General features: G+C 61.4%; 11 protein-coding genes. 10 read left to right on the forward strand and 1 reads right to left on the reverse strand.

Annotation, left to right across the window (positions count from 1 at the left end; genetic code table 11):
- Positions 1 to 10 precede the first annotated feature (10 nt).
- The 6 genes from CHEJ32_RS0115615 to CHEJ32_RS0115645 all read left to right on the forward strand — a co-directional run bounded on the left by CHEJ32_RS0115615 (position 11) and on the right by CHEJ32_RS0115645 (position 8,255).
- Entirely contained in the window at positions 11 to 1,294 is a 1,284-nt protein-coding gene (locus CHEJ32_RS0115615; protein ID WP_028034629.1) for an O-acetylhomoserine aminocarboxypropyltransferase, read from the forward strand.
- Between the two features lie 288 nt (positions 1,295 to 1,582).
- On the forward strand, positions 1,583 to 2,215 hold the full coding sequence (locus CHEJ32_RS0115620) for an ATP-dependent Clp protease proteolytic subunit (protein WP_028034630.1): 633 nt from the start codon (positions 1,583 to 1,585) through the stop codon (positions 2,213 to 2,215).
- 325 nt (positions 2,216 to 2,540) lie between these two features.
- Positions 2,541 to 3,815, forward strand: a complete 1,275-nt coding sequence (gene clpX / locus CHEJ32_RS0115625; RefSeq protein WP_028034631.1) for an ATP-dependent Clp protease ATP-binding subunit ClpX — start codon at positions 2,541 to 2,543, stop codon at positions 3,813 to 3,815.
- A 241-nt stretch (positions 3,816 to 4,056) separates the two neighbouring features.
- The gene (lon, locus tag CHEJ32_RS0115630; protein WP_028034632.1) at positions 4,057 to 6,471 is read left to right on the forward strand and encodes an endopeptidase La; all 2,415 of its coding nucleotides are present in this window, start codon (positions 4,057 to 4,059) and stop codon (positions 6,469 to 6,471) included.
- Positions 6,472 to 6,665: 194 nt separating this feature from the next.
- Positions 6,666 to 6,938, forward strand: coding sequence for a DNA-binding protein HupB (gene hupB, locus CHEJ32_RS0115640; protein ID WP_028034633.1), 273 nt, complete (start codon positions 6,666 to 6,668; stop codon positions 6,936 to 6,938).
- Positions 6,939 to 7,142: 204 nt separating this feature from the next.
- Entirely contained in the window at positions 7,143 to 8,255 is a 1,113-nt protein-coding gene (locus tag CHEJ32_RS0115645) for an NADH:flavin oxidoreductase/NADH oxidase (RefSeq protein WP_034658595.1), read from the forward strand.
- A gap of 8 nt (positions 8,256 to 8,263) precedes the next feature.
- On the opposite strand, the gene CHEJ32_RS0115650 is transcribed toward CHEJ32_RS0115645, so the two are convergent.
- Positions 8,264 to 9,184, reverse strand: a complete 921-nt coding sequence (locus tag CHEJ32_RS0115650; protein WP_028034635.1) for a LysR family transcriptional regulator — start codon at positions 9,182 to 9,184, stop codon at positions 8,264 to 8,266.
- A 200-nt stretch (positions 9,185 to 9,384) separates the two neighbouring features.
- Between CHEJ32_RS0115650 and CHEJ32_RS0115655 the strand changes: the two genes are divergently transcribed.
- Genes CHEJ32_RS0115655 through CHEJ32_RS0115670 form a run of 4 tightly spaced genes read left to right on the forward strand, consistent with a single transcriptional unit; the run spans position 9,385 to position 12,991 of the window.
- On the forward strand, positions 9,385 to 10,590 hold the full coding sequence (locus CHEJ32_RS0115655) for an ABC transporter substrate-binding protein (protein ID WP_028034636.1): 1,206 nt from the start codon (positions 9,385 to 9,387) through the stop codon (positions 10,588 to 10,590).
- Positions 10,591 to 10,594: 4 nt separating this feature from the next.
- Entirely contained in the window at positions 10,595 to 11,398 is an 804-nt protein-coding gene (locus CHEJ32_RS0115660; RefSeq protein WP_084032829.1) for an ABC transporter ATP-binding protein, read from the forward strand.
- A complete protein-coding gene (locus CHEJ32_RS0115665) occupies positions 11,391 to 12,098 on the forward strand; it encodes an ABC transporter ATP-binding protein (protein WP_028034638.1) in 708 nt (235 codons plus the stop codon). The genes CHEJ32_RS0115660 and CHEJ32_RS0115665 overlap by 8 nt, the downstream gene beginning before the upstream one ends.
- A gap of 5 nt (positions 12,099 to 12,103) precedes the next feature.
- Entirely contained in the window at positions 12,104 to 12,991 is an 888-nt protein-coding gene (locus CHEJ32_RS0115670; protein ID WP_028034639.1) for a branched-chain amino acid ABC transporter permease, read from the forward strand.

Here is a 12,991-nt window from a genome sequence, read left to right on the forward strand (position 1 = left end):
AGGAAATATCATGAACGAGCGCACCCCGGGCTTCAACACGCTGGCCGTCCACGCAGGCGCCCAGCCCGATCCCGCCACCGGCGCCCGCGCCACACCGATCTATCAGACCACCTCCTACGTCTTCAACGACGCGGAGCACGCAGCCTCCCTTTTCGGCCTGAAGGCGTTCGGCAACATCTACACACGCATCATGAACCCGACCCAGGCGGTCCTGGAGGAGCGGGTTGCTGCGCTCGAAGGCGGCACGGCTGCTCTTGCGACGGCGTCGGGCCATGCCTCGCAGCTCCTCGTCTTCCACACGATCATGCAGCCCGGCGACAATTTCATCGCTGCGCGGAAGCTCTATGGCGGCTCGATCAACCAGTTCGGTCATGCCTTCAAGAATTTTGGTTGGGAGGTGCGCTGGGCCGATCCGGAAAACGTGTCCACCTTCGAGGAGCAGATCGACGGCAACACCCGCGCGATCTTCGTGGAAAGCCTTGCCAATCCCGGCGGCACATTTGTCGACCTGGCGAAGATCGCCGAAGTCGCGAAAAAACACGGCCTGCCTTTCATCGTCGACAATACGATGGCCTCGCCTTACCTCGTGCGGCCGATCGAGCACGGCGCCGATATCGTCATCCATTCGCTCACCAAGTTCATGGGCGGCCATGGCAACTCGATGGGCGGCATCATCGTGGACTGCGGCACCTTCGACTGGTCGAAATCCGGCAATTACCCGATGCTGTCGGAGCCTCGCCCGGAATATGGCGGAATGGTGCTGCACGAGACCTTCGGCAACTTTGCCTTCGCCATTGCCGCGCGCGTGCTCGGGCTGCGCGATTTCGGGCCTTCCATATCGCCCTTCAACGCGTTCCAGATCCTCACGGGGATCGAAACCTTGCCGCTGCGCATGCAGCGCCATTGCGACAACGCGCTCAAGGTCGCGGAATGGCTGCAGAAGCACCCCGCCGTCGCCTGGGTCTCCTATCCCGGCTTGCCGGAGGATGCGAATCATGCGCTGCAGCAAAAATACTCGCCCAAGGGGGCGGGGGCCGTTTTCACCTTCGGCCTCAAGGGCGGCTATGACGCGGGCGTGAAAGTGGTGGAAGGGGTGGAACTCTTTTCCCACCTTGCCAATATCGGCGACACCAAGTCGCTCATCATTCACCCGGCCTCGACCACCCACCGGCAGCTTTCCGACGAGCAGAAGATTGCTGCGGGTGCCGGTCCGGACGTCGTCCGGCTCTCAATCGGCATCGAGGACGTGGAAGACATCATCGCGGATCTGGAGCAGGCTCTGGCGAAACTATGATGCTCTGAGCCTTCCCTCTCATCTCTGCTGCGGGCAGTAATTGGACGGGGCGTCGCCAGCGCCCGGTCCGGCTCGCCCTGGGAGAAGACGGCCAGCCGAAGGCCTGGTCACGACCTGTTTTCCCGCCCTGGAGAGGATTGGAAAGGGTGGCGGCGCCTGAAACCTGACCATGGCATGCACGCTGTTGTCGACTGGCCTTGCACAAGGCCGAGTGCCCGTCCTATCTAGGGGGAAACTCCAAGATTCCGTCATCTGGCGTGATGGACCCCAAGCTTCGAAGGAACCCCCATGAAGAATCCCGTCGAGACCGCGATGAATCTGGTGCCAATGGTCGTCGAGCAGACGAACCGCGGCGAACGGGCCTATGACATCTTCTCCCGGCTCTTGAAGGAGCGAATCATCTTCATCACGGGGCCGATCGAAGACGGCATGGCGACGCTTGTTTGTGCGCAGCTTCTCTTCCTTGAGGCTGAAAACCCGAAGAAGGAGATCGCGCTCTACATCAACTCGCCGGGCGGCGTGGTCACGAGCGGACTTGCGATCTACGACACGATGCAGTTCATTCAGCCGCCGGTCTCGACGCTCTGCATCGGGCAGGCAGCTTCCATGGGGTCGCTGCTGCTCTGCGCAGGGCACAAGGATATGCGTTTCGCCACGCCCAATGCGCGCGTGATGGTCCATCAGCCATCTGGCGGTTTCCAGGGCCAAGCCTCCGACATCGAGCGCCACGCGCAGGACATCATCAAACTGAAGCGGCGTCTGAACGAGATTTACGTCAAACACACCGGCCGGGATTATGACACGATCGAGCGGACGCTCGACCGCGATCATTTCATGACAGCCGATGAAGCACAGGCCTTCGGGCTGGTGGACAGGGTGATAAGCGAGCGTGAGGCGATCGAGGCCCAACGCACGTCCTGACGAACAAGAAACTGGCGTAGCGCCTGAAATCCTTCGGGAACTTCCGGCGGGGTCCAAGCTCCTTCCGGGAAAATGGTGGGTGCTGCGTCATTTCCGTCACATTTTCCTGTTCCCTAAGCGCTGGCAACCGCCTAGGTTAAGGCTATGTTGAGTTTCAACAGCCTAGGTTTTTCAGGGAACCAGAATCGTTGCCGCGCTTTCAGATTTGTGTTTCGTTGGAAGATGCGGATGGGAGAGGCGACGGAATGACCTCAGGGTCGCCGTTTCCGGCTCCTCCCGGTGCCGCCCGGGGCAGGCACCGGCAGTACTGAAAGGAAAATGAAGCATGAGCAAGATCAGCAACAGCGGCGGTGACTCCAAGAACACGCTGTACTGCTCGTTCTGCGGCAAGAGCCAGCATGAGGTCCGTAAGCTGATCGCCGGCCCGACCGTGTTCATCTGCGATGAATGCGTCGAGCTGTGCATGGACATCATCCGCGAGGAGAACAAGTCCTCGATGGTGAAGTCGCGCGAGGGTGTGCCCACCCCGCAGGAGATCATGAAGGTGCTGGACGATTACGTGATCGGCCAGACCCATGCCAAGCGCGTTCTCTCGGTAGCCGTCCATAACCATTACAAGCGGCTTGCCCATGCGGGCAAGAACGCGGATATGGAGCTGTCGAAGTCGAATATTCTGCTGATTGGCCCCACGGGCTGCGGCAAGACGCTGCTTGCCCAGACCCTGGCCCGCATCATCGACGTCCCCTTCACCATGGCCGACGCGACCACGCTGACAGAAGCGGGTTATGTCGGTGAGGATGTCGAGAACATCATCCTGAAGCTCCTGCAGGCGGCCGACTACAATGTCGAGCGCGCACAGCGGGGCATCGTCTATATCGACGAGATCGACAAGATTTCCCGCAAGTCGGACAATCCGTCGATCACGCGTGACGTCTCGGGCGAGGGCGTGCAGCAGGCGCTCCTGAAGATCATGGAGGGCACGGTCGCCTCCGTGCCTCCCCAGGGCGGCCGCAAGCATCCGCAGCAAGAATTCCTGCAGGTCGACACGTCTTCGATCCTGTTCATCTGCGGCGGCGCTTTCGCCGGCCTGGAGAAGATCATTTCGGATCGCGGCCGGAAGACATCCATCGGCTTCGGGGCGACCGTCGCCTCGCCCGAAGATCGGCGTGCGGGTGAACTCCTGCGCCAGGTGGAGCCGGAAGATCTGTTGAAATTCGGCCTGATCCCGGAATTCGTCGGGCGCTTGCCAATCCTGGCGACCTTGGAGGATCTGGACGAGGAAGCCCTGGTGCAGATCCTCACCGAGCCCAAGAACGCGCTCGTAAAGCAGTATCAGCGTCTCTTCGAGATGGAGAATGTGGAGCTTACCTTCCATGAGAACGCGTTGAAGGCCATCGCCCGCAAGGCGATCGAGCGTAAGACCGGCGCTCGCGGCCTGCGGTCGATCATGGAAGCGATCCTGCTCGATACGATGTTCGAACTTCCGGCGCTGGAAGGCGTTCAGGAGGTCGTCATTGCGGAGGACGTGGTGGCTGGAAACGCAAGGCCGCTTTACATCTACTCCGAGCGCGAGAAGGAAAAGGGCAGCGTCAGCGCGTGATCGATGAAGGCCAAGCCAGCCGGAATGGGACCATTGCCGCGAGCCTCGCGTCTGGTCCCGATCCGTTCCGTTGCAGCCTTGATATTACCCCCTCGCACCTCCACTTAAGGAGTAAGCGGTGGCGGGTTTCGTATCCTGGATCGGTGTTGCAATGTCGAGCCCTTCCTTTGCGGAACGACGTCCCATAACAGTGTGGCCGGCGGCCGGCTCCCAAGCGGCCGCGGCCTGAAAGGCTGATAAGATGACAGAAGCACAAAAAACATCGACCGAGGCCGTGTTCCCGGTGTTGCCTCTGCGCGACATCGTCGTTTTTCCGCACATGATCGTGCCGCTCTTCGTGGGCCGCGAGAAGTCCATCAAGGCTCTGGAAGAGGTGATGGGTGCCGAGAAGCAGGTCCTTCTGGCGACCCAGATGAACGCGTCCGACGACGATCCGGATCCGAGCAAGATCTACGATGTCGGCACGCTTGCCAACGTATTGCAGCTCCTCAAGCTTCCCGATGGCACCGTGAAAGTGCTCGTGGAGGGTGCTTCGCGTGCCCGCATCACCGGTTTCACCGACCGGCAGGACTTTCACGAGGCCCATGCCGCGGTGCTGGCCGAGCCCGAGGAAGACGAAGTCGAGATCGAGGCACTCGCGCGCTCGGTCGTGGCCGACTTCGAGAATTATGTGAAGCTCAACAAGAAGATTTCGCCCGAAGTGGTGGGCGCGACGAGCCAGATCGAGGATTATTCCAAGCTGGCAGACACCGTCGCTTCGCATCTGGCGATCAAGATTCCTGAGAAGCAGGAGATGCTCGCGACGCTCTCGATCCGTGAGCGCCTCGAAAAGGCCATGGGCTTCATGGAAGCCGAAATCTCTGTTCTGCAGGTGGAAAAGCGCATCCGCTCCCGCGTCAAGCGGCAGATGGAGAAGACCCAGCGCGAATACTACCTCAACGAGCAGATGAAGGCGATCCAGAAGGAGCTGGGCGAGGGGGAGGACGGCCGCAACGAGGTCGCCGAGCTTGAGGAGCGCATCAAGAAGACCAAGCTTTCCAAGGAAGCCCGCGAGAAGGCAGAGGCCGAGCTGAAGAAGCTGCAGACCATGTCGCCGATGTCTGCAGAGGCGACGGTCGTGCGCAACTATCTCGACTGGCTGCTTTCGATTCCGTGGAAGAAGAGCTCCAAGGTGCGCCGTGATCTGGCCTATGCCGAAGAGGTGCTGGATGCCGATCACTTCGGCTTGGAGAAGGTGAAGGAGCGCATCATCGAGTACCTGGCGGTGCAGAGCCGACAGGACAAGATCAAGGGCCCGATCCTCTGCCTCGTCGGACCTCCGGGTGTCGGTAAGACTTCGCTCGGCAAGTCGATCGCCAAGGCCACCGGTCGCGAGTTCGTGCGTATGGCGCTGGGCGGCGTGCGTGACGAGGCCGAGATCCGCGGTCACCGACGCACCTATATCGGCTCGATGCCCGGCAAGGTCATCCAGTCGATGAAGAAGGCGAAGAAATCCAATCCGCTCTTCCTGCTCGATGAGATCGACAAGATGGGCATGGATTTCCGCGGCGACCCGTCCTCGGCTTTGCTTGAGGTCCTGGATCCCGAGCAGAATGCGACCTTCATGGACCACTATCTCGAGGTCGAATACGACCTGTCGAGCGTGATGTTCGTGACGACGGCGAATACTCTCAACATTCCGCCGGCGCTCATGGACCGCATGGAGATCATCCGCATTGCCGGCTATACGGAAGACGAGAAGGTCGAGATCGCCAAGCGGCACCTCCTGCCCAAGGCCGTGCGCGAGCACGCATTGAAGCAGGGCGAGTTCTCCGTCACGGATGGGGCGCTGCAGGCCGTCATCCGCACTTACACGCGAGAGGCGGGTGTCCGTAATCTTGAGCGCGAGCTCATGAAGCTGGCGCGCAAGGCGGTGACCGAGATCCTGAAGACCGGCAAGACCTCCGTCGAGGTGACCGAGGATAATCTGGCCGACTATCTCGGCGTGCCGCGGTTCCGCTTCGGCCAGGTCGAGGGCGAGGACCAAGTGGGCGTCGTGACGGGACTGGCATGGACCGAGGTCGGCGGCGAGCTGCTGACGATCGAGGGCGTCATGATGCCTGGCAAGGGCCGCATGACCGTCACGGGTAACCTGCGCGACGTCATGAAGGAATCGATCTCCGCAGCGGCCTCCTATGTCCGCTCGAGGGCCGTCGATTTCGGCATCGAGCCCCCGGCCTTCGACAAGAGGGACATCCACGTGCACGTGCCGGAAGGCGCGACGCCGAAGGATGGTCCGTCCGCCGGCGTCGCGATGGCAACTGCGATCGTTTCGGTGCTGACCGGTATTCCGGTCCGCAAGGACGTCGCAATGACCGGCGAGATCACGCTGCGCGGCCGGGTACTCCCGATCGGCGGTCTCAAGGAGAAGCTCTTGGCGGCGCTTCGCGGCGGCATCAAGAAGGTGCTCATCCCGGAAGAAAACGCCAAGGACCTGGCGGATATCCCGGAGAACGTGAAGAGCGGTCTGGAAATCGTGCCCGTAAGCCGGGTGGGCGAGGTCCTGGAGCATGCGCTGGTGCGCTTGCCCGAACCGATCGAATGGGTCGAGCCTGTAAACGCGCCTGCCACGGCGGACGTGGCTGACGATGCGGCGCAGCCTGCTGTCGCTCATTGAGCATAAGATTTTCGGCAAGAACGACGAAAGCCGGCCCGCAAGGGCCGGCTTTTTTGCTGAAAGCCGCAGAAATCCGGGGATTTTTCAGGATTCCTCCGCATTTGTCGCTTGGTGACGCGGCGAGTTCTTCATAAAGTGCGGGCCTCGCCGGTTGAGTCGATCTCCGGCCATTACAAGGAAGGGGTTTGTTGTTTATGAACAAGAACGAACTGGTATCCGCCGTCGCCGAGAAGGCCGGCATTTCCAAGGGTGACGCTCAGTCGGCTGTGGATGCGGTCTTTTCCGTGATCACCAGCGAGCTGAAGAACGGCGGAGACGTCCGGCTCGTGGGCTTCGGCAATTTCAGCGTGTCGCGGCGCGAGGCCTCCACTGGCCGCAACCCGCAGACCGGCGCCGAGGTTAAGATCCCGGCCCGCAACGTTCCGAAATTCTCCGCGGGCAAGGGCCTCAAGGACGCGATCAACTGATCGCTCCGTTCCGTTTTCTTGCGGAAGGCCGGGCTCTGCCCGGCTTTTCTATTTTGAGAGCCCGGACGGGTTTCCTCTGTAATTCTCAGCATTTTTGCGGGCGGCGTTTGCGGGGAACGAAGCCCCGCATTGCAGCTTTGGAAGCCGTCACGACAAAGCCGTTGGAGTGCTCTCCAGAAGCCCTTCGGAAGGGAGTTCGCGATCATGAGTTCTAAGCTTTTCACTCCGATGCGCGTCGGTTCGCTTGAACTGGAAAACCGGGTCGTCATTGCCCCGATGTGCCAGTATTCCGCCGAGGACGGCTGCATGACCGATTGGCACACGATCCATCTTGGAAGCTTGGCGCTTTCCGGTGCGGCATTGCTGACGATCGAAGCCACGGCTGTGGCGCCTGAAGGCCGGATTTCCTATGCCGATGTCGGCCTCTATTCCGATGAGAATGAAGCTGCGATGCGTCGCGTGCTCGAAACGGTCCGGCGATGGTCGGATATGCCCATCGCGGTCCAACTCGCCCATGCAGGCCGCAAGGCTTCCGTCGAAATTCCCTGGAAGGGGGGCGGGCAGATACGTCCGGGCATGCCGGGAGGCTGGCAGACCGAGGCGCCATCGGCGGTGCCCTTCAAGGAAAGCGAGAACCCGCCCACAGCACTAGACCGCGCCGGTCTTGCCCGCGTGCGGAACGCTTTCGCCGATGCCGCGAAGCGGGCTGCGCGCCTCGGTCTGGACGCGGTTCAGATCCATGCCGCCCATGGCTATCTGCTGCACGAATTCCTTTCGCCATTGTCGAACCACCGGAGCGATGAATATGGTGGTCCGCTTGAAAACCGCATGCGCTATCCCCTGGAAGTCTTCGATGCGGTTCGCGCCGCTTTTCCAGCCGGGCAGCCCGTCACGGTGCGGGTTTCCGGCACCGATTGGGTGGAGGGCGGTTGGACGATCGAGGAGACGATCGTCTTCGCCCGGGCGCTTGAGGCGCGGGGCTGCGATGCGATCCACATTTCGAGCGGAGGCCTGTCGCCCGTGCAGCGGATTCCCGTCGGCCCCAGCTACCAGGTTCCGCTCGCCCGAGCGGTCAAGGCAGCGGTCCGCATGCCGGTCGTGGCGGTTGGGCTGATTACCGAATTCGAGCAGGCGGAGGCTATCGTCGGCACGGGAGATGCAGACTTCGTCGCGCTGGCCCGCGCCATCCTCTATGATCCGCACTGGCCTTGGCACGCCGCGGCTCATCTGGGCGGGAAGGTTAGGGCGCCCAACCAGTATCTCCGCTCGCAGCCAAGGCAGTACAAGGATTTGTTCGCCATTCGCGAAGAGGATTGACGACCCTCTCAGCCCTTCCCGGAAATCAGCTGGTCGCCGTGGAATTCATAGGCCATGCGCGCTGCCTCTGCGTGAATGAAAGCGAGAAGTGTGCGGATCCGCGGCGCGGCGGCCAGATCGTTGTGGCATATCGCCCAATATTGGCGTTCCAGATACAAGTCTGAGGGAATGACCGGCTGCAGCTCTGGATGGTGGCACGCCATGTAATGCGGCAGTACGCACAGGCCGAGCCCGTGACGCGCGGCGGCGAGTTGGGCGTGGATGCTGGAACACTGGTAAGCCGCCCGCATGCCGGGAAGAAGCTCTCGATGGTAATCGAGCCCCGGGGTGAAGACCGTATCTTCGATATAGCCGATAAAGTAGTGATCGGCGAGATCGTCTCTTGAGCGGATGGGGCCGTGGCGGGCCAGGTAGTCGCGGTGCCCATAGATGAACAACCGGTAGAGCGTGATCTTCTCATAATGATAGGGACCGGTCTTCGGCGCATTGAGCGTGATCGTGATGTCGGCCTCGCGACGGGAAAGCGAAACGATCTGCTGGATCGTCAGCACCTCGATCGATAGGCCCGGTTGCGAAAGCGCCAGCAGCGGAAGCCGGTCTGCGAGGAAAAAGTTGCCGAAGCCTTCAAGCGTGCTGATACGCACGACGCCGGTCATGGGTGCGGCGCCGCTCGCAGCTTCGTTATGGAAGCTGGAAGCCTCCCGCTCCATGACTTCGGCGTTCTCGACCAGGCGCTCACCGAGCGCTGTCAACGTATAACCGCGTGGGCTCCTCTCGAAGAGCTTTGCCGCAAGCGCCTGTTCCAGCCGATCGATCCTGCGCGAGACCGTGGCGTGGTTCGTCCTGAGTTTGCGCGCCGCCGCCGACAGTTGACCCGTGCGGGCCACAGCGAGGAAGAACTGCAGGTCGTCCCAAGTGAAGCGATGCATAGCTTGTGCATTTCTCAACAGAACTTGTGCAGAATTGGACGTTTGTGTGCGTCAACGTCAATGCTACTTTCCGGGAATGCTGCGCTGCGGTTCGCCGCAAGGCACCTTCCCCGCTCGTGGAGGAGACAGGAGCGGGAGAAAAGAAAAGGGCCGGGGAGCAGCCGAGCGTTGAGGCGCGAGTTTCGATGGGAGGAAAATGCATGGGAAGACTGGCACTCGTCACGGCCGCGCTTCTGGCGGCAACCGCTATCCCTGCGGCAGCGCAGGTCTCGGACAATACTGTCAAGATCGGCATCCTGAACGACCAGTCGGGCGTCTATGCCGATTTTGGCGGGAAATGGTCGTTCGAGGCGGCCAAAATGGCCGCGGAGGATTTCGGCGGCAAGGTTCTCGACGCGCCGATCGAGGTGATCACCGCCGACCACCAGAACAAGCCGGATATCGCCTCCAACATTGCCCGCCAGTGGTATGACACGGAGCAGGTGGATTCCATCATGGAACTTACCACGTCCTCGGTCGCTCTCGCGGTGCAGGGCATCTCCAAGGAAAAGAAGAAGATCGATATCGTCACCGGTGCGGCCACCACCGAACTCACCGGCGCGCAGTGCTCGCCTTATGGTTTTCACTGGGCCTATGACACCCATGCCCTTGCCGTTGGCACCGGTGGCGCGCTGGTGGAGCAGGGTGGTGACACCTGGTTCTTCCTGACCGCCGATTATGCCTTCGGCTATTCGCTTGAGGAACAGACCTCCAACTTCGTAAAATCGAAGGGGGGTCAGGTGTTGGGCTCCGTGCGTCATCCGTTGGGCACGACCGACTATTCCTCGTTCCTGCTGCAGGCGCAGTCGTCTGGCGCCAAGGTGATCGGGCTCGCCAATGCGGGTCTCGATACTTCGAACGCCATCAAGCAGGCGGCAGAATTCGGCATCGTCGCCGGCGGACAGCGGCTTGCGGCACTGCTTTTCACCCTTGCCGAGGTCCATGGCCTGGGACTTGAGGCGGCACAGGGCCTGACGCTCACCGAGGGCTATTATTGGGATCGCGACGACCAGTCCCGCGAATTCGCCAAGCGCTTCTTCGAGCGCACGCAGCGCATGCCGAACATGATCCAGGCAGGCACCTATTCCGCAGTCATGCAATATCTCAAGGCGATCGAGGCGGCCGGCACCGACGAGACGGAAGCCGTGGCGGCGAAGCTTCACGAGATGCCGGTTGACGATATCTTTGCCCAAGGCGGCAAGGTGGGCGCCAATGGCCGCATGATCAAGGATATGTACCTGCTGGAGGTGAAGAAGCCGGATGAAAGCAAGCAGCCGTGGGACTACTTCAAGGTGCTTGCTACAATCCCCGGCGACCAGGCCTATATGAATCCGGCTGAAAGCGGTTGTCCGCTGGTCAGCCAGTGATACCATGACCGGTATGTTGACGGCGGCCGTGCCCGGCCGCCACGTGCAGACACGGGAGCCGCGGGCGGTGCTTTCCGCCCGTGGGCTCCGGCGCGAGTTCGGCGGCTTTGTCGCGGTCAAAGACGTCAATATTGACGCCTATCATGCGCAGATCCACGCACTGATCGGCCCGAACGGCGCCGGCAAGACCACCGTCTTCAACCTTCTGACCAAGTTCCTGGAACCGACGAGCGGTACGATCCGGCTTGATGGCCGCGACATCACCAGGCTTTCGGCAGCGCGTGTGGCACGGATGGGGCTCGTGCGCTCGTTTCAGATTTCGGCGACCTTTCCCCACCTTTCCGTGCTCGACAATGTGCGCGTTGCGCTGCAGCGGCCGCGCGGTCTCGGTTACCAGTTCTGGCTCTCTCTCTCGGCGCTGGACCGGTTGAACGAACGCGCCCTCGAGCTCCTTGAATCCGTGGGTCTCCAGGATGAACGGCACAAGCTTGCGGCCGATCTTTCCTACGGTCGAAAGCGCGTCCTCGAAATCGCCACCACGCTGGCGCTCGACCCGAAGGTGCTTCTGCTCGACGAGCCCATGGCTGGCATGGGCCAGGAGGATATTGCCCGGGTGGCCTCGATCATACGGAACGTGGCGCAAGACCGCGCGGTGTTGATGGTGGAGCACAATCTCAAAGTAGTTGCCGACCTCTGCGATCGCATCACTGTTCTGCAGAGAGGCGAGGTGATCGCAACGGGAGATTATGTGACGGTCAGCGAGAACGAGCAGGTGAAGCTTGCATATATGGGGACCGGCTATGAGTGAGCCGCTCCTATCGCTTTCCGATCTCCACGCCTGGTATGGCGAGAGCCATGTGCTGCATGGTGTGGACCTAGACGTCTTCCCCGGCGAAACCGTCACTCTCCTCGGCCGCAACGGAGTCGGCAAGACAACCACCCTGCGCGCCATTATGGGCATCATCCGGCGCCGTACCGGCAGGATCACTTTTGGCGGCAAGGATCTGATGCGCCTGCCGCTCCACCGCACCGCACACCAGGGCATCGGCTTTGTGCCCGAGGAGCGCGGCATCTTCGCCACGCTTTCGGTCGAGGAGAACCTCCTCCTGCCGCCGGTCGTCTCCAAGGAGGGCGGCATGGGTCTGGAGGAGATCTTCGATCTTTTCCCCAACCTGAAGGAGCGCCGCAACAGCTCCGGCACGAAGCTCTCTGGCGGGGAGCAGCAGATGCTTGCGATCGCGCGGATGCTTCGGACAGGGGTGCGACTGCTCCTGCTGGACGAGCCCACGGAAGGGCTTGCGCCGGTGATCGTTCAGCGCATCGGCGAAGTTCTGCGGGAGCTCAAGAAGCGGGGCATGACCGTTCTGCTCGTCGAGCAGAACTTCCACTTCGCCCGGCGCATCGCAGACCGCTTCTACCTGATGGAGAATGGAAGGGTGACCGCAAGCTTCCCCGTCTCGGAACTCGATCGGCGCAGGGAAGCCCTGCACGAGACGCTCGGAGTCTGACGACAATGACCATGATCTTCGGCATTCCGGTTCAGGCCTTCATGGGCCAGCTATTGGTAGGGCTGATCAATGGCTCATTCTACGCGATGCTGAGCCTTGGCCTCGCCATCATCTTCGGAATGCTGCGCATCATCAATTTCGCCCATGGCGCGCAGTATATGCTCGGCGCCTTTGTCGGCTATCTGCTGCTCACCCATTTCGGCATCGGCTATTGGCCGGCCTTGATCCTCGCGCCGCTCATCGTCGGCATCACCGGCATGATCATCGAACGGCTGGCGCTGTCGCGCCTCTACGATCTCGACCATCTTTACGGCCTCCTCTTCACCTTCGGCCTGGCTTTGGTGATCGAGGGCGTGTTTCGCTACTATTACGGCGTCTCCGGGCAGGCCTATACGCCGCCGCCGGCGCTTACCGGGGCCGTGAATTTGGGCTTCATGTTCCTGCCGGTCTATCGCGGATGGGCGGTGATCGCCTCACTCGTGGTCTGTCTTGGCACCTGGCTGTTGATCGAGAAGACCAAACTGGGCTCTTATCTGCGCGCCGCGACGGAGAATCCGACGCTGGTTCAGGCTTTCGGCGTGAACGTTCCGCTGCTTCTGACCCTGACCTATGGCATTGGCGCCGCGCTCGCGGGCCTTGCCGGTATCATGGCCGCTCCTGTTTATCAGGTCAGCCCGCTGATGGGGTCCAATCTCATCATCATCGTCTTCGCCGTCGTGGTCGTCGGCGGGATGGGTTCGATCCTCGGCGCGATCGTCACGGGCTATCTGTTGGGCCTCGCCGAAGGGCTGACCAAGGTCTTCTATCCGGAAGCTTCCAATATCGTCATCTTCGTCATCATGGCGATCGTTCTCCTGGTCCGGCCGGCAGGCCTCTTCGGAAAGGATGCGTGA

Origin of the sequence: Chelativorans sp. J32, from assembly GCF_000518985.1 — a bacterium.
Classification (GTDB): Bacteria; Pseudomonadota; Alphaproteobacteria; order Rhizobiales; family Rhizobiaceae; genus Chelativorans.

Bases quoted from the DNA above. Each gene is read 5' to 3' on its own strand.
- CHEJ32_RS0115660 (WP_084032829.1), top strand. From the start codon at position 10,595: ATGACCGGTATGTTGACGGCGGCCGTGCCCGGCCGCCACGTGCAGACA.
- CHEJ32_RS0115620 (WP_028034630.1), top strand. From the start codon at position 1,583: ATGAAGAATCCCGTCGAGACCGCGATGAATCTGGTGCCAATGGTCGTC.
- CHEJ32_RS0115665 (WP_028034638.1), top strand. From the start codon at position 11,391: ATGAGTGAGCCGCTCCTATCGCTTTCCGATCTCCACGCCTGGTATGGC.
- CHEJ32_RS0115650 (WP_028034635.1), bottom strand. From the start codon at position 9,184: ATGCATCGCTTCACTTGGGACGACCTGCAGTTCTTCCTCGCTGTGGCC.
- lon (WP_028034632.1), top strand. From the start codon at position 4,057: ATGACAGAAGCACAAAAAACATCGACCGAGGCCGTGTTCCCGGTGTTG.
- CHEJ32_RS0115645 (WP_034658595.1), top strand. From the start codon at position 7,143: ATGAGTTCTAAGCTTTTCACTCCGATGCGCGTCGGTTCGCTTGAACTG.
- CHEJ32_RS0115655 (WP_028034636.1), top strand. From the start codon at position 9,385: ATGGGAAGACTGGCACTCGTCACGGCCGCGCTTCTGGCGGCAACCGCT.
- hupB (WP_028034633.1), top strand. From the start codon at position 6,666: ATGAACAAGAACGAACTGGTATCCGCCGTCGCCGAGAAGGCCGGCATT.
- CHEJ32_RS0115670 (WP_028034639.1), top strand. From the start codon at position 12,104: ATGACCATGATCTTCGGCATTCCGGTTCAGGCCTTCATGGGCCAGCTA.
- CHEJ32_RS0115615 (WP_028034629.1), top strand. From the start codon at position 11: ATGAACGAGCGCACCCCGGGCTTCAACACGCTGGCCGTCCACGCAGGC.
- clpX (WP_028034631.1), top strand. From the start codon at position 2,541: ATGAGCAAGATCAGCAACAGCGGCGGTGACTCCAAGAACACGCTGTAC.